This window comes from Kineosporia corallincola, assembly GCF_018499875.1.
Lineage (GTDB): Bacteria > Actinomycetota > Actinomycetes > Actinomycetales > Kineosporiaceae > Kineosporia > Kineosporia corallincola.
The window spans coordinates 44,598-61,279 of sequence record NZ_JAHBAY010000012.1 but is presented as its reverse complement, the minus strand read 5'-3'; the positions used below and the strand labels follow the sequence as shown (position 1 = coordinate 61,279).

Below are 16,682 nucleotides of genomic sequence, written 5' to 3'. Positions count from 1 at the left end.
GGGCTCTCAGACGCCGGTTTCGGGGGCCGTGCCACCGGCTCCCGCCGGGCTGGGGGTCGGCGGGAGCGGAGCGGCGCCGGCCAGGGCGGCCTGGGCCGAGCGGGTGAGCGGCGGGCAGGCCAGCCCGGCGGCGGCCAGCAGTACGCCCAGCACCAGCCAGCCCCACCAGCCCTGGGACACGGCCAGGAAGGTGACGACGGCCGGCCCGGTGGTCTGCTGGAGGCCGCGGCCCAGGGCGAAGACCCCCTGGTACTCACCCTGTTTGCCAGGGGGCGGCAGGTGCAGGGCCAGGCCCCACGAACCCGCGGCCTGACTCAGCTCGCCCACCACCAGCACCACCGTGCCGATCAGCAGAACCGGGATCGCGACCGCGGCCGAGGCACCCTGCGTGGTGGCGAAGACGGCGCAGGACAGGGCCAGCACCAGGCCGGAGCGGCGCAGCATGCGGGCGGCGCCGGGCACGGTCTCGGCCCCGCGGCTGGCGGCGACCTGGAGCAGGATGACCAGAACGGTGTCGAGCATGAGGATCACCGCGTTCACCGAGTTGGGCGCGTCGGTGCGGGTGACGATCCACAGGGGCAGGGCCACGGTGAGGATCGGCTGGTAGAACTCCAGCACCCCGGCCAGCAGGGCGAGCCCGACGAACCGCAGATCGCGCAGGCCGGAACGGTTCTGGTGGGGATGCGGGGCGACCGGTTCCCGGACGGGCCCCGGCTCCAGGCGCCACACGATCACGGCGCAGAACGCGTGGCCGAGGGCGGAGAGCAGCACCACCGCGATGAAGGCAGAGCGGGTGCCGACGGCCAGTGCCGCCCCGGCCCCGGCCGCGCCGGCCATGAATCCGACGTTGAGCAGGCTGCGCATCTGGGCGCTGACCCGCACCCGGTCCTCGGGCGGGAACAGCTCGTGGGTGAGGGTGGCACGCAGCGGGGTCACCGACGTCTCACAGATCGAGATGAGGCTGGCGACCAGCACGAAGCCGGCGAAGTTCGTCACCCCGCAGTAGGCGGTGAACAGCACGATCAGCGCGGCGTAGAGGGCGAACAGCGGCCGCCGGGCCCCGAACCGGTCGGCGAGGCGCCCGATCGGCACGGTGAGGAGCAGCCCGGCGAGACCGGCGATCGACAGCCCCAGGCCGACCTGGGTGGTGCTGAGCCCGATCGTCTCGCGGAAGAAGATCGCGCTCGAGGTCAGGAAGAGGCCGTAGCCGGTGGACTGCACGATCGTCAGCACGGCGAGCCGACGGGCCGGGCCGCGGGCCGGGACGAGTTCGCCGAACCACGTCCGCAGCGTCGTGCCGATGCGGTCTGTTCCGACCATCTGGATACCTCGCCTGATTCGCTCGGGGACGACCTGCGCCGAATTTCCGGCAGAACCGGACGGGCGGTTGGGCGGACGGGAGGGGAAGGGCTTCCGGAGAGCGGAAGGCCACGAAGGAGCGTAGTGGATTGTCCGGTTATGTCAACGTTGGCGCGTGGTCTGCGGGACGTTGAACGAACGGTGAAGATTGCGGGCCGTGATCGACGGTGGCCGATCGGCCGGGTCCGTCGCCGGCGGCGCGAGATGGCCATGTGTGGATCATCAAACTCGCTGTGTCACCGACCATTCCATTGATCATGACCGTTTTGTCTGAGTTGTACGCACTTGTGCAGTGCATCAACGTGCGGAGTGCCGCTCTTGCTCGGATGTGACCGTGGGTGTCAGCTTTGACACGGCCCGTTGCAAACGTTGAGTTCTGGGGGAATGAACAGATGCTTCCAGGTGCGCCGCCGTGCCTGTTTCCCGAACGAATGGGTGCGTCCTTCGAGGGATCTCAATCGTCCGCCCGGCTGAACACGATGGCCGACCACGGCTGGGGTTCTCGCTGAATTCCTGAATTTCCGTCCGGTGCGGTCCGTTGATTTCCGGCGTTCGTCCGGCCGGCTCCCTCTTCGTCATTTCCAGATTTCCGTGCCGCCCGCCCGCCGGGTGATCGAAGCCTCTGGAGGAATCGCGTGGAACACCTCGGCACGCCCCTGGACCGGCCGGATCCGGAAACCGCGGTCCCCGCCCTGGTCGGTCGCTGGGCCGTCCGGCGGCCGGACGCCCCCGCCGTCCGCGATCCGCTGACCGGCGAGACCCTGAACTACCGGGAACTCTGGCTCCGGGCGGGCCGGCTGGCCGCCGGGCTGAACGAGGTGGGTGTGCGGCCCTCGGACCTGGTGGCGGTGGCCCAGAACCGCTCGGTCTCGCTGGTCGTCACCCTGCTCGGGATCCTCCGGGCCGGTGCGGCCTACCTGCCGCTCGACGCGATGGCGCCGGCCGACCGGCTGGCCGGCATCCTCCAGGACTCCGGTGTGCGGGTGGCGGTGTGCGCCCCGCGCTCCGTGCCCGACCCGTCCGGGTGGCGCGAGCGCCTGCCCGACCTGACCGTGGTGGAGGCCCCGGAGTTCGCCGGCGAGGGCGAAGACGCTTACGGCGGGCCCGATCCCGCCCCCGGCGATCCGGCCTACGTGGCGTTCACCTCGGGCTCGACCGGCCGTCCCAAGGGCGTCGTGGTTCCGCACCGGGCCGTGCGCCGCCTCGCGGTCGACCCGCTGTTCTGCACGATCGAGGCGGGCGACCGGGTGGGCAACGCGGCCAACCCGGCCTTCGACGCCACCACCTTCGAGATCTGGAACGCCCTGATCGCCGGCGGGACGGTGGTCGTGCTGCCGGGGTTCGGCGACCTGCCGCTCGACGACTGGATCGGGCTGACCCGCGCCGAGCGCCTGGACGCGCTGTTCCTGACCACCTCGCTGTTCCACACACTGGCCCGCGAGCGTCCCGGCGCGTTCTCCCGACTGGGGACGCTCGTGGTGGGCGGGGAGCAGCTGGAGCTCGGCGCGGTGCGCCGGGTGCTGGCGGCCGGCCCGCCGGGACGCCTGGTGAACGGGTACGGTCCGACCGAGACCACCACGTTCGCGGCCTATTTCGACTGTAACGACCGGAGCACGGCCGGGCTGGACCGGATCCCGGTCGGCCGCCCGTTGCAGCAGACCAGCCTGCACGTGCTCGACGAGCGGCTCGCCCCGGTGCCCGACGGCGAGCTCGGCGAACTGTGCGTCGGCGGCCCGGGGCTGGCGCTGGGATACCTGGGGCGCCCCGAGCTCACGGCCGAGAAGTTCGTCACCCGGCCCGGAACCGGCGACATGGTCTACCGCACCGGTGATCTGGCCAGGACGACGGGGGACGGCGTGTTCGAGGTGCTGGGACGCCGCGACCGGCAGGTGAAGCTGCGCGGGTTCCGGATCGAGCTCGAGGAGATCGAACGGGCCGCCGTGGCAACGGGTCTCGTCGACACAGCCTTCGTCGAGAAGGTCGGCGAAGGGCCGGCCGCGGTCCTGGCCGGGTTCGCGCTGCCGGCGCCGGGAACGGTGCTGCGGGCGCAGACCCTGACCGGCGAGCTGACCACCCGGCTGCCGGCCTACATGCTGCCCTCGCGCTGGCTGTTCCTGGAGCGTCTGCCGATCGGGCCCACCGGCAAGACCGACCGGGCCGCCCTGCTGGCGCTGCTCGAACCGGAACCGCCGGTGGGGTCGCCGGTGTCGGTGGGACCGGTGGCCGCCGCGGCCCCGGAGGGGCCGGCCGACGAGGTGGACGACGTGGTGGCCACCGCCTGGCGGGACGTGCTGGGGGTGAGCCGGATCGGCGCCGCCGACAACTTCCTCGACCTGGGCGGCAACTCGATCCTCGCGATGCAGGTGGCCGCGCGGATCCAGGACGGCCTGAGCAGTCCGGTGGACGCCGCCGAGGTGCTGCTCGCCGACACGCTGGCCGACCTGTGCACGCGGGTCCGGACCACGGTGCGGGCCGCGTGAGCGCCCGGGAGGCTCCCCTCTCGAGTGCCCAGCTGCGGGTCTGGCTGACCGACGCCGCCGCACCCGGCAACCCCACCTACAACGTGCCGCTGCTGTTCACGGCCCGGGTGCCGGTCGACCCGACGGTGCTGGCGGGCGCGCTGGAGTCGGTCGCGACCCGGCACGAGATCCTCCGCACCCGCTACCGCCTGGTGGACGGGGCGCCGGTGCAGCAGGTCATGGACCGGCCGGTGATCGAGGTTCTGCGCATCGACGTGCCCGCCGGTGACGACGTGCCGGCCCGGGCCCTCGACGACTGCGGGACGCTCGCGGCCCGGCCCCTCTCGCCGGCCGACGGGCAGGTGCTGCGGGCCGTGGTCTGGAGCGGGGACACCGGACCGGACACCGTGCTGCTGAGTGTGCACCACATCGCGGTCGACGGCTGGTCGCTGGCCCCGTTGTTCGGGGACCTCACCGTCGCCTACCGGGCGCTCCTGGCCGGCCGTGACCCGCAGTTCGCGGAACTTCCCTTGCAGTACGCCGATTTCGCGCTGCGGGAGCAGGAGGTGGCGCGGTCACCGGAGATCGCCACCGCGCTCCAGGAGAGGGCCGCGGTGCTGGCCCCGCTCGCCGGGGGACCGGTGCTGGCCGGCTGCTCCGGGCGTCCCGCCGCTCCCGACGGGGCCCGGCCGGGGGCGCACCGCGGCTTCGAGGTGCCGTCACCGGTCTGGGAGGCCGTGGCCGAACGGTCCCGTTCGCTGCGGGTCACGCCGTTCGTGCTGCTCTCCACGGTGGTCGAGGTGCTGGTGGCCCGGCGTTCCGGGCGGCGGGACTTCCTGCTCGGGGTGATGACGGCCAACCGGGCCGAGACCGATCTGGCACCGCTGGTCGGGTTCTTCGTCAACACCGTGCCGTTGCGCTGCCGGGTCGTGCCCGGGGCGACGTTCCGGCAGCTCTGCGCGGCGGCCCGGGCCGAGTTCTACGGTGCGCTGTCGTACCAGAGGCTGCCGTTCGACCGGCTGACCGCGCGGATCGCGGCGCTGCGGGGTGAGGGCCGCCTGGCCCCGGCCGACGTCGGGTTCGTCCTCCAGAACATGGTGGCCCCGGCCTGGGACGAGGAGACCTCGCCCTGGCGCCGGCCGGTGGTGCTGGGCACCGGCACGGCCAAGTTCGACCTCCTGCTCATGCTCGACGAGACCGCGTCCGGTGCGGTCCTGACCATCGAGCACGACACCGACCGTTACCCGGCGGCCGTGGTGGACGAGCTGGGTGCGGGCTTCGTGCGGCTGCTGGAGGAGGTGACGGCGGACCCGGACCGGGTGGTCGGTGACCTGCCCGCGGGCCCCGTCCCGGTGGGGAACGTGCGTGCGGTGACGTCCGGGGCGGGCCCGGCGGTGACCGGGAAGCGCTATGAGGCATCCGACTACGCGCAGGCCGAGGAGCTTTTCGCGGCGGTACTGCCGGGGAGCCCGGCCCGGCTGGCCCCGGACTCGGACTTCTTCACCGCCGGGGGGCAGTCGCTGCTGGTCATCAGCATGCTGGCCGAGGCCCAGCGGCGCCGGGGCGTGGTGGTCACCCCGCGCGACTTCCTCGCCGAGCCGACGGTCGCCCACCTGGCCGAGCTCCTGCACCGGGCCGCGGTCGTCCCGGACTCGCCGGTCGTCCCGGATTCGCCGGGGGCGCCGGAAGTGCCGGCACCGCAGCATGATCCGTCCGCTCCGCGGCCGGCCGACCCGGTCCAGGCCCGGTTCTGGACACTCGACCGGCTGCCGTCCCACCGGGCGGCCTACCTGCTGCCCTCGGTGATCGAGTACACCGGGCCGGTCGATGCCGGCGCGCTGCGCCGAGCCGTCGACGACGTGCTCGCCCGGCACCCGGTGCTGCGGGCCCGGTTCCACCTGGACCGGCGGCTGCGGCAGGTCTGCCTGCGCACCGACGCCGCCCCGGCCCGGGCCGGGACCGTCGACGCGAGCGCCTGGAGCGACGCCGAGCTGCGTGAGCACCTGGCCGAATTCTGCTGGGAGGCGATGGATCTGGCGACCGGCCCGCCGGTGCGGGCCGAACTGCTACGCCGCGGTGAGCAGACCCTGCTGGTGCTGGTGGCACACCACATCGTCGTCGACGGCTGGTCGCGGCGGCTGCTGGTGGAGGAGATCGCCGCCCGCTACCGCGGGGAGACCGTTGCGGAGCCCGCTGCGCCGGGGCCACGACGGGAGCCGGGGACGGCGCCGGACCGCGCCGCGCTGGAGCAGGTCGTGGCCCGGCTGGGCAGTGCCCCGGTCGACGTCGAACTGCCGGCCGACCGGGAACGCGGCGAGGTGCAGCACACCCTGGCCGGTTCCGTCACGGCCCGGATCGACGCCACGACCACCGCCGGGCTGCGGGAGGCCGCGACGCGGGCCGGGGCCACGCTCTTCATGACGTCGGCGGCGCTGCTGGCCACCGTGCTGGCCCGGCGTGGCCGGCAGCGTGACTTCCTCCTCGCCTTCCCCTGGGCCGGGCGGGACACCGCCGCGCAGGCGGAGGCGATCGGGATGTTCGTCGAGACGCTGGTGCTGCGGGTGGACCTGACCGGCGACCCGTCCTGGCCGCGGCTCCTGGGCCGGGTGCGGGAGAGCGGCACCTTCGCCTTCCGGCACGCCGGTGTGCCGTTCGACGAGGTGGTGGCGGCGCTGCACCCGGAACGGGACCTGAGCCGTCCCCCGCTGACCCCGGTCTACCTGAGCGTGCAGGAGGGCCGCGACGTGCCGGCGGCGCTCGGCCCCCGGACCGGGGGTCGCTACCGGCCCCTCGACCCGCTGCACATCAAGCACGAACTGGAGCTGGTGGTCACCGATCTGGGAGACCACCTGGAGCTCGACCTGTCTTACGCCGTGCACCTTTTCGATCCGGACACCGCCACCGCGCTGCTCGGTGAGCTGGTCGCGGTGGCCCGGGCCCTGTCGTCCGATCCGACCTCGCACCCCCTTCAGGAGAGCACGATGCAGAACGCAGGTGGCCAGAACGCAGTCACCCCGGCGGGAACGGTCCCCAGCCGGGCGGACCTGACCGAGTCGGTGCGCCGGGCCTGGACCGAGGTGCTCGACCTGGACCCGGCCCAGACGGTGCCGGACGACGCGAAATTCCTGGAGTCGGGCGGCAGTTCGCTGTTGCTGATCATGCTGTGGGAGGAGCTGCGGCCGCTCAGCGCCCGCCCGATCAAGGTCTCGGACCTGTTCCAGCACAGCACGGTGCGGGCGCAGGTCGAGCTGCTGTCACCGGCCGACGGGGCCGACGGGATCGACGGGGCCGACGGGACCGGTCAGGTGGTTCGCGCCACCCCTGACCGCAGCCGCCTGCTCGGCCGCGGGGCCGCCGCCACCAACCCCGTCACGAACCCTGCCGCCACCCCGGTCACCACCGTCTCGGGGGCTGCCGAGTGACGGCCGGCACGGAGATCGCGGTCGTCGGCATCGGCTGCCGTTACCCCGACGCCTGGACCCCGGAGGAGTTCTGGCGCAACATCGACGGCGGCGTGGTCTCGATGCGTGAGCTGCCGGACGAGGTGCTGCGGGCCTCGGGCATCGGTGAGCAGGAGGCCGCCGCCCCCGGATTCGTCCGGGTGGGGGCCACCCTGCCCGGGGTGGACCGGTTCGCGGCCGAGTTCTTCGGTTACCCGCCGCGCGAGGCCGAGACCATCGACCCGCAGCACCGGATCTTCCTGGAGGCATCCTGGGAGGCCCTGGAGGCCGCCGGGCACCCGGCCCGCCCCCAGGGACCGGGCGGCCCGGTGGTGGGCGTGTTCGCCGGCAGCGCGGCCGGGGGATACTCCGCGGCCCTGCTCGCGGCCCGGGCCCGGCAGGACGGAATCCGTGCCGCGGTCGACGATCTCGATCTGACCGTCGGTGGCCAGGCGGACTTCATGCCGTCGCGGGTCGCCTACAAACTCGGCCTGAGAGGCCCGGCGCTGAGCATCCAGACCGGATGCTCGTCGTCTCTCTACGCCGTGCACTACGCCACTCTCAGCCTGCTGTCCGGGGAGTGCGACATCGCACTGGCCGGAGGGGCGACGGTGCTGGAACCCTTCCGGGGGTACCACCACCAGCCCGGCGGGGTGCTCTCCGAGGACGGGTTCTGCCGGTCGTTCGACGCCCGCTCGACCGGCACGACCTACAGCTCCGGAGTGGGCGTGGTGGCGCTGCGCAGGCTCGATGACGCACTGGCCGACGGTGATCCCGTGCTGGCGGTGCTCAAGGGCAGCGCGGTGGGCAACGACGGCGCCGACCGGATGGGATTCGTGGCTCCCGGTCCGGCCGGCGTCGCCGATGTGGTGGCCGCCGCCCTGCGGGTGGCGGACGTGCCGGCCGACCGGCTGCGCTACGTCGAGGCGCACGGCACGGCCACCGCGGTCGGCGACCACATCGAGCTGATGGCGCTGAGCGCGGCGTTCCGGCAGACCACCGAGAAGACCGGCTACTGCGGTCTCGGGTCGGTGATGACCAACATCGGCCACACCGGGCCGGCCGCCGGTATCGCCGGTTTCATCAAGGCGGTGCACGTGGCCCGTACCGGCAGGCTGCCCGCGCACCCGATGTACACCCGGCCCCGTGACCCGGGCCTGCTCGCCGAGAGCCCGTTCACCGTCCTCACCGAGGCCGGGCTGACCGAGGAGCCGGACCGGCACGTCCTGGTCAACTCGATGGGGGTCGGTGGCACCAACGCGGCCGCCGTGCTCGCACCGCCGCCGCCTCCGGTGCGGGCACCGGCCCCCGCCCGCCCGGTGCACCGGCTGGTGCTGTCGGCCCGGTCCCGGGCCGAGCTGGACGCCCAGTCCGCCCGGCTGGCGGACGTTCTCGAGACCGGCGACCTCGACCTGGCCGACGTGGCGCACACCCTGCGGGTGGGCCGCACGGACTTCGGGGTGCGGAGGGTGGTGACGGCCCCGCAGGGCGATCTGGTCGCGGCCCTGCGGCTGCCCCGCCCACCCGCGGTGCGCACCGGGCGGGTGCCGGACCGGTGCGACGCCCTGGTGCTCGCCCCCGCCGGGGCGAACTGGCCCGGCGGCCTGCTGGAGACCCTGCTGACGGCCCTGCCCGCGGGCACCCGGGTGGTACCCGAGGTGCCGGCGGCCGGTCCGGGCGACCGGCACCTGGTGCGCGTCGAGGTGAAGGCCACCGCCGGGCCCGACACGGTGGACGACGTGGTCGAGGAGGCGCTCAGCGCCGCCTGGCTCGCGGGGGTCCCGGTGGACTGGGCGGCGATCGCCCCGCGGGGACGCCGGGTGCGGCTGCCCGGGTACGCCTTCGCCCGGTCACGGTACTGGGCCCTGGACCGGTACCCGCTGGACGCGCCGGCGGCACCGCTGACACCAGCCGGGACATCCGCCGGGACACCAGCCGGGACATCCGCCGGGACACCAGCCGGGACATCCGCCGGCGCACCGCAGGCGTCCCCGGCACCGCGGACGCCCGCCGACGGCATCGAGTCCGACCTGATCTCGCTGTGGGGCGAGCTCTTCGGCGTCGACGACATCGGCCCGGACGACGAGTTCGGCCGTCTCGGCGGCACGTCCCTGCTCTCCGTGCAGATGGTGCTGGAGGTGCAGCGCCGTCACGGGGTGCTGGTCAACATCCACCGGGCCGGTGGGAGCCAGGCCACGGTGCGGGCGATCGCGGGCATCGTGCGGGGGATGCGGGGCGGCCCGGACGACGCGCAGCAGGCCGACCCCGCGGCCGACGGTGACGGCGCCCTGGTCGACCGGGACCTCCAGCTGCCCCTGGGCGACCTGGCCGGGCCGGAGGCACCGGGGCGCGGCGTGCTGCTCACCGGAGCCACCGGCTATCTCGGTGCCTTCCTGCTGAACGACCTGCTCGCCCGTTCCCAGGCCGACGTGTACTGCATCGTGCGGGCGCCGGACGAGGAGCGCGGGCGGGAACGGCTGGAGGCCGCCGCCGCGAAACTGGACCTGCCCCGGCCCGACCCGGCCCGGGTGCACGTGGTGCCCGGCGACCTGCGGGACATCGGCACGATCGGCCGCACCTACCGTGACGGCCTGCTGGCCGGGGAGATCGGCCACGTGCTGCACTGCGCCGCGAAGGTGGTGTTCACCGAGCCCTACCGCGAACTGCGGCACGACAGCGTGCTGCCGCTGGCCGACCTGCTGGTCTGGATGCGCTCGGCCGGCATCCGCGACCTGAGCTTCATCTCCACGGTGGCCGCCACCGGGCCGGCCGTCGGCTCCGGCGACCGCCTGCTGGAGACCCGCGAGCAGCCGCTCGACCCGCAGCTCGGCGGCTACGGCGTGGCCAAGTGGGTGTCCGAGCGCCTGCTGGAACGGGCCGAGCAGGACGGGATGCGGATCCGGGTCTTCCGGCCCGGCCTGATCATGGCCTCGACCGCCACCGGTGCCTGCAACGACCGGGACCTGATCTGGTTCTCCCTGGCCAGCGGGCTGGCCGTGGGGGCACACCCGCAGGACGAGCGGGGGCTGCCGATCTCCCCGGTCGACGTGCTCTCCCGGGCCGTGGTCGAGCTGGCGCTGTCGCCCAGCTCGGTCGGCCGGGCCTACCACCTGGTGGACGAGCGCTCGCCGGGCCTGGGCCGGCTGTTCGAGATGCTCGGCGAGGTGGGCTTCCCGACCCGCCCGGTGCCGTTGCGGGAGTGGCAGAAGCTGGTCGCCGACCGGGCCCTGGAGACCGGGAGCCCGGTGCTGTCCTCGACCGCGCTGTACGAGCTGGACGGGCACGAGCTGCGGGAGGACGGGGTGCAGGCCCGGGGCTGGCAGCCCTGGCTGCGGCGCAACCGGCTCTCCCCGGCGGTGACCGGTGAGCAACTGCGCGACGGGCTGACGTTCCTGGCCCGGCGGGTGCCGGACATCGGTGACCTGCTGCCCGCCCTGACCACCGACGAGCCGGGGAGCGACCGATGACCGGCGGGACCGACGGGACCGGTGCCGCCGGACCCGCCGGACCGCGGCCGCTGGCGGTGCTCGGCGCCGGGGTGATGGGCACGGCGATCGCGGCCCTGGCCGTCGGCCGGGGACTGCCGGTGGTGCTGGTGGACGTCGACCCGGAGATCCTGCGCCGGGCCGCCTCGGCGGTGCGTGGCCAGGTGCGCATGGCCCAGCTGCTCGGGAAGCTGCCGCGGGACGAGCCTTCCGGCGAGCTGACCACCACCACCGACCTGGACGCCGTCGCCGGGTGCCGGGCGGTCGTGGAGGCGGTCACCGAGCGCGCCGAGACCAAGAGCAAGGTGCTGGCCGAGGTGTCCGCCGTGGTCGCCGAGGGCACCCTGATCGTCTCGAACACCTCGGCCATCCCGATCGACGAGCAGGCCGGGTGGGTGGCCCGGCCGGGCGACCTGGTCGGCATCCACTTCATGAACCCGCCCTACCTGATCCGCACCGCGGAACTGATCCAGGGCCCACGCAGCAGCGCGGCCGCGATGGACGCGGCGGTGCGGTTGCTGGACGACCTGGGGCAGCACGGGGTGCTGGTCGGTGACGGGCCGGGCTTCGTGATCAACCGGATCCTCCAGCGGATGATCAACGAGGCGGCCCGGATCGTGGCCGACGGGGTGGCCACCCCGGAGGCGGTCGACGAGGTGTTCCGGGGCTGCCTGGGTCACCCCACCGGGCCGCTGGCCACGGCCGACCTGATCGGGCTGGACAACGTCGCCGACTCGCTCGAGGTGCTGCGGGAACGCACCGGCGACACCGGTTACGAGCCCTGCGACCTGCTCCTGGCCAAGGTCCGCGCCGGTGATCTGGGGCGCAAGACCGGCCGGGGCTTCTTCGACTACGGAGGCACCACGTCATGACCACCTTCACCGGCGGGATCACCGCCGACACGGTCGCCGCGAACCTGATCGGGTTCCTCGAGCAGCGCACCCGGCAGACCGTCGCACCCGACCTGGACCTGTTCGGTTCCGGGCTGGTCACCTCGCTCTTCGCCCTGGAGCTGCTGGTGCACCTGGAGAGCACGTTCGGGGTGGCGGTGACCGGCAACGACATCCGGCTGGACAACTTCCGCACGGTCGGGGCGATGACCGCCCTGGTGCTGAGACTGACCGGGGGAGAGGATGACTGACGCCCGGGCCGACGTGGCTGACGTGGCTGACGTGGCCGGCCTGGCCGGCCTGGTGGACGAGCTGGTGGGGGACCGGGCCGGTGACTGGGACCGGGCCGGGCGGTTGCCCACCGGGCTGATCCACGAACTCGGGTCGAAGGGCGTGCTGTGCGCCCAGGTGCCCGCCGCATACGGCGGGCCGGGCCTGAGCTCCGTGCAGAACGGCGAGCTGACCGCGCACGTCGGCAGCCGCTGCTCGTCGTTGCGCAGCCTGATGACGTCGCACGGCATGGCCGCCTGGACGGTGCAGCGGTTCGGCAGCCCCGAGCAGCGGGCCGCCTACCTGAGCGGGTTCACCTCCGGCGACCTCGCCGCGGTGGCCTTCAGCGAGGCGGACGCGGGCAGCGACCTGTCCGGGATGAGCACGCTGATCGTGTCCGAGGGCGACACGGTACGGGTCAACGGCGCCAAGGTGTGGATCACCGGAGCCGACTACGCCAGTCACATCATGGTTTTCGGACGGTTCGCGAGCGGGGACGAGGCGGGTGCGGGTGCCCTCCTGGTGCCGGCGGATCATCCCGGCGTCACGATCGAGCGGGTTCCCGACCCGCTCGGCTGCCGGGCCGCCGGGCACGCGAACGTGACCCTGCGCGACGTACGCCTGCCCGCCGACAGCCTCCTGGCCGGTGCCGGGCTGCCGCTCGACTGGCTGGTCACCGCGGCGCTGACCTACGGCAGGCTGTCCATCGCCTGGGGCTGCGTCGGCATCGTGCAGGCCTGCCTGGGCGCGGCGGTCCGGCACACCGGTGTGCGCCGTCAGTTCGGGCAGGTCCTGGCCGCGCACCAGCTCGTCGCCCGGCGGCTCGCCGACATGGTGGCCGCCGAGCAGGCCAGCCGGCTCAGCTGCGCCCAGGCCAGCCGGTGGTGGGACGAGGGCGCGCCGGACCTGGTGACGGCGGCGGTCACGGCCAAGTACCTGGCCGCCGGACACGCCGCCGAGACGGCGCGCTCGGCGGTGCAGCTGCTCGCGTCGGCCGGGGCGCAGGACGGGCACGTGGTGGCCCGGGCCTACCGCGACGCCAAGATGATGGAACTCATCGAGGGCAGCACGGAGATCAGTCAGCTGCTGCTCGCCGAGCGGGCCCGGGTGGTGTGGGCATGACCGGCGACGGCATCGGCATCGGCATCGGCCTGGTCCGGAGTGTCCTGCCCGGGGACGGCGAACTGCGGCCGGTCAGTTCCCTGCCCGACTACGCCCTGCTGGGTGTGCAGGAGCAGGAGTTCGCCGACTCCAGCGGCGTCGCCACGGTCGGCACGATCGAGTCGCCGGCCGCCGGGCTGGCGGCCCGCGCCTGCCAGGCCCTGCTGGCCGACCAGGACCCGGGAGCGCCGGAACCCGACGCCCTGATCCTGGTCGGGCCCCGCTCGCCGGACGTGCTGCTCGGCTCGGACGCCGGGCAGGTGCAGGCCGAGGCGAAGCTGACCTCCGGATTCGCGCTCACCCTCGACGGTCTGGGCTGCGCGGGCTCCAGCGCGGCCTGGGGCCTGGCGCACGACCTGCTGACCGCCGACCCGTCCCGGCACAGCGTGATGATCGCCTTCGCCAGCCGGCCGACCGGGCTGGACCGGGTGCGCTACCCGGTGACGGTGATCGGTGACGGGGCCTTCGCCATGACCATGGTGCGCGGTGGGCGCCCGGTGCTGCGCGCACACCGCCTGGAGACCGACGGCACGTTCCACGACCTGTTCTCGGTGGACTACAAGCAGGCGCCGTTCTACGAGTGGGTCGAGGAGTGCCGCTCGCCCGACCGGTACCGGTTCGAGCTGGCCATGCAGAGCCGGCTGCGCTTCGGCCGGCTGGTGGACGCCGTGCTGGAGGACGCCGGGGTGCCGCGTTCGGGGGTGCGGGCCGTGCTGATGCAGAACGTGACGGCCGGCGCGTACCAGTTCTACGAGTCGCTGCTCGGCCTGCCGATCCACCCGGTCTGCGCCACCCACCTCACCCGCTACGGCCACCTGGGCGCGATGGACGTGGTGCTCAACCTGGAGCGTCTGGTCGCCAGTGACGAACTCACCGAGGGAGATCACGTTTTGGTGCTCAACAACAGCCCGGTCGCGGCCTGGGCGGTGACCCTGTGGGAGATCTGAACGCGTCCACCGGCGCCCCGAAGACGGTGAAGTGCCTGGTCTGGGACCTGGACAACACGCTCTGGCGGGGCACCCTGTCCGAGGGCGACGAGGTGGCCGTGAGCCAGGAGGTGCGGGCCGTCGTCGCCGAGCTGGACCGGCGCGGCATCCTCCAGACCGTGGCCAGCAAGAACGACCACGAGGTGGCCTGGAAGAAGCTCCGGGAGCTGGGGCTGGAGGAGTACTTCCTGATGCCGCAGATCAGCTGGGGGCCGAAGTCGGAGGCCGTGCGGCACGTCGCGGACCGGCTGAACCTGGCGCTGTCCACGTTCGCTTTCGTCGACGACCAGGCGACCGAGCGCGCCGAGGTGGCCTTCCACCTGCCCGAGGTGCGCAGCTACCCGGCCACCGACCTGGCCGGGCTGCTGGACCGGCCGGAGTTCCGGCCGATCGTCACGGCCGACTCGCGCAACCGGCGGGCGATGTACCGGGCCAACGCCGAGCGGGCCGGTGCCCGGGAGGTCTTCCCGGGATCGGACGAGGACTTCCTGCGCACGCTCGACCTGGGCATGGGGATCGCCCGGGCGACCGGGCCCGACCTGGCCCGGGTGGAGGAACTCACGCTGCGCACCAGCCAGATGAACGCGACCGGCGTGCACTACTCCGACGCGGCCCTGCGTGACCTGCTCGACGACCCGCGTCACGAGGTGCTCGTGACCAGCATGTCCGACCGGTTCGGCGGCCACGGTGCGGTGGGAATCGTTCTGCTGGAACGGTTCCCGGACAGATGGCACCTGAAGCTGCTGGCCACCTCGTGCCGGGTGGTGGCGTTCGGGGCCGGCACGGTGCTGCTGCGCTGGCTGCTCGACCAGGCGGCCCGCGCCCAGGTGCACCTGACCGCCGACTTCCGGCGCACCGACCGCAACCGGATGATGGAGGTCGCCTACCGGTTCGCGGGCTTCACCCCGGAACCCTGTGACTGCACGGCCGTTTCCGTGACCGGGCGGCCCGACGACGGCATCGAGGTGCTGCACGTGCTGCCCACCCGGCAGCCGGAGCCCACCACGATGACGCTGACCGCCCCCGACCTGACCGGTGCGCGGCAGGCGCCGGTGCGGGTGGGTCATGAGTGACCGCACGCTGTACGAGTGGTTCACGGCGTCCGCCCTCGCGACCCCGGCCGCGCCGGCCCTGGAGGCCGCCGGGCACACCCTGACCTACGGTGAGTTGCACGCTGCCGCAACGGCTCTGGCCGCCCGGATCCGGCAGGCGTACGACGGCGTTCCCGCCCGGGTGGCCCTGCTGGCCGGCCAGGGTCCGCACTCCTGCGTCGGGTACCTCGCGGCGCTGCGGCTGGGCGCGGCCGTGACCCCGCTCAACCCCGGCTACCCGGCGGCCCGCAACCGCTCGGTGTGCGACCTGGCCCGGATCGACGTCCTGCTGGCCGATCCGGCCGGCCGTCCCCAGCTGGAGGCGGAACTGGCCGGTGCCGGCGTCCTCACCCTGCTCCTGACCGACGAGGACGTCACCGGGGCGGGCCCGTCCCCGGACCCGGAACTGGAGCGCCTCCTGGGCGAGTACCGTGGCCGGCCGGACGATCTGGCGTACGTGCTGTTCACGTCCGGGTCCACCGGCCGGCCCAAGGGCGTCCCGATCACGCACCGGAACGTCTCGCCGTACGTCGAGCACAACCGGCGGCGCTACGCCGTGGGCCCCGGTTGCCGGATGTCGCACACCTTCGACCTGACCTTCGACCCCTCGGTCTTCGACCTGTTCGTCACCTGGGCCGGGGGAGCGACGCTGTGCGTGCCCTCGGCCGGGGACCTGCTCACCCCGATCGACTACGTGGTGGAACGGCGCATCACGCACTGGTTCAGCGTGCCGTCGGTGGTGTCGGTCGCCGTCGAGCTGTCCGGCCTGCCGGAGAACGCGGCCGGGACGTTGCGGCACAGCACGTTCATCGGCGAGCAGCTCACGCTCGACCAGGCGCGGGCCTGGCACCGGGCGGCCCCCGGGTCGGCGATCGACAACGTCTACGGCCCGACGGAACTCACGGTCGCCTGCTCCGAGTACACGCTGCCGGCGCGGCGCTCGCACTGGCCGCGGACCGCCAACGGCACCGTGCCGATCGGCGAGATCTATGCGTTCCTCGACCATCTCGTGATCGACGAGAACGGCCACCCGGCCGCCGAAGGCGAGTTGTGCGTCCGTGGTTCGCAGCGGTTCGGCGGCTACCTCGACCCGGCCGACGACACCGGGCGGTTCCTGGCCTTCCGGGACGGCCGCGCGGAACCCTACGACGGCCGCACCCCCCTCACCCCCGCGCACTACTACCGCACCGGTGACCGGGTGCGGCAGGTGGAGGGTGCCCTGCTGCACCTCGGGCGGCTCGACAACCAGGTGAAGATCCGGGGCTTCCGGGTCGAGCTGGGCGAGATCGAGGCGGCCCTGCGTGCCCACCCGGGGGTGGGCCAGGCGATCGTGCTCGCACTCGGCGAGGGCGAGGGCACCGAGCTGGTCGCGGCCTACACCGGGGACGAGCTGGCCGACCGGGACGTGCGGCGCTGGCTGCGCCGCCGGCTTCCGCTGCACATGGTGCCCCGGCGGCTGCACCGGCTGGAGGCCGTGCCGCTGAACGCCAACGGCAAGGCCGACCGGGGGCATCTGCGCCGGCTCCTGACCACATCCTGAC

General features: G+C 73.6%; 10 protein-coding genes. 9 read left to right on the top strand and 1 reads right to left on the bottom strand.

Annotated features, from left to right (window positions below; translation table 11 throughout):
* Window positions 1-6: 6 nt before the first annotated feature.
* Entirely contained in the window at window positions 7-1,320 is a 1,314-nt protein-coding gene (locus KIH74_RS25700) for an MFS transporter (RefSeq protein WP_214158839.1), read from the bottom strand.
* 674 nt (window positions 1,321-1,994) lie between these two features.
* Here KIH74_RS25700 and KIH74_RS25695 point away from each other — a divergent pair.
* Genes KIH74_RS25695 through KIH74_RS25655 form a run of 9 tightly spaced genes read left to right on the top strand, consistent with a single transcriptional unit; the run spans window position 1,995 to window position 16,681 of the window.
* Complete coding sequence (locus KIH74_RS25695; RefSeq protein ID WP_214158838.1) at window positions 1,995-3,839, top strand: non-ribosomal peptide synthetase; 1,845 nt, start codon at window positions 1,995-1,997, stop codon at window positions 3,837-3,839.
* A complete protein-coding gene (locus KIH74_RS25690) occupies window positions 3,836-7,240 on the top strand; it encodes a condensation domain-containing protein (protein WP_214158836.1) in 3,405 nt (1,134 codons plus the stop codon). The genes KIH74_RS25695 and KIH74_RS25690 overlap by 4 nt, the downstream gene beginning before the upstream one ends.
* Window positions 7,237-10,725 carry a beta-ketoacyl synthase N-terminal-like domain-containing protein gene (locus KIH74_RS38905; RefSeq protein WP_214158834.1) on the top strand — a complete coding sequence of 1,163 codons (3,489 nt, stop codon included), beginning with the start codon at window positions 7,237-7,239 and terminating at the stop codon, window positions 10,723-10,725. Before KIH74_RS25690 ends, KIH74_RS38905 begins: the two co-directional genes overlap by 4 nt.
* Entirely contained in the window at window positions 10,722-11,615 is an 894-nt protein-coding gene (locus tag KIH74_RS25680; RefSeq protein WP_214158832.1) for a 3-hydroxyacyl-CoA dehydrogenase family protein, read from the top strand. The genes KIH74_RS38905 and KIH74_RS25680 overlap by 4 nt, the downstream gene beginning before the upstream one ends.
* Window positions 11,612-11,884, top strand: coding sequence for an acyl carrier protein (locus KIH74_RS25675; protein WP_214158831.1), 273 nt, complete (start codon window positions 11,612-11,614; stop codon window positions 11,882-11,884). The genes KIH74_RS25680 and KIH74_RS25675 overlap by 4 nt, the downstream gene beginning before the upstream one ends.
* A complete protein-coding gene (locus KIH74_RS25670; protein ID WP_214158830.1) occupies window positions 11,877-13,025 on the top strand; it encodes an acyl-CoA dehydrogenase family protein in 1,149 nt (382 codons plus the stop codon). The genes KIH74_RS25675 and KIH74_RS25670 overlap by 8 nt, the downstream gene beginning before the upstream one ends.
* Window positions 13,022-14,011, top strand: coding sequence for a 3-oxoacyl-[acyl-carrier-protein] synthase III C-terminal domain-containing protein (locus tag KIH74_RS25665; RefSeq protein WP_214158828.1), 990 nt, complete (start codon window positions 13,022-13,024; stop codon window positions 14,009-14,011). Before KIH74_RS25670 ends, KIH74_RS25665 begins: the two co-directional genes overlap by 4 nt.
* The gene (locus KIH74_RS25660) at window positions 13,999-15,123 is read left to right on the top strand and encodes an HAD-IIIC family phosphatase (protein WP_214158827.1); all 1,125 of its coding nucleotides are present in this window, start codon (window positions 13,999-14,001) and stop codon (window positions 15,121-15,123) included. Before KIH74_RS25665 ends, KIH74_RS25660 begins: the two co-directional genes overlap by 13 nt.
* Window positions 15,116-16,681: an amino acid adenylation domain-containing protein gene (locus tag KIH74_RS25655; RefSeq protein ID WP_214158826.1), complete on the top strand. Its 1,566-nt coding sequence runs from the start codon at window positions 15,116-15,118 to the stop codon at window positions 16,679-16,681. The genes KIH74_RS25660 and KIH74_RS25655 overlap by 8 nt, the downstream gene beginning before the upstream one ends.
* The last annotated feature ends 1 nt before the right edge of the window (window position 16,682 follow it).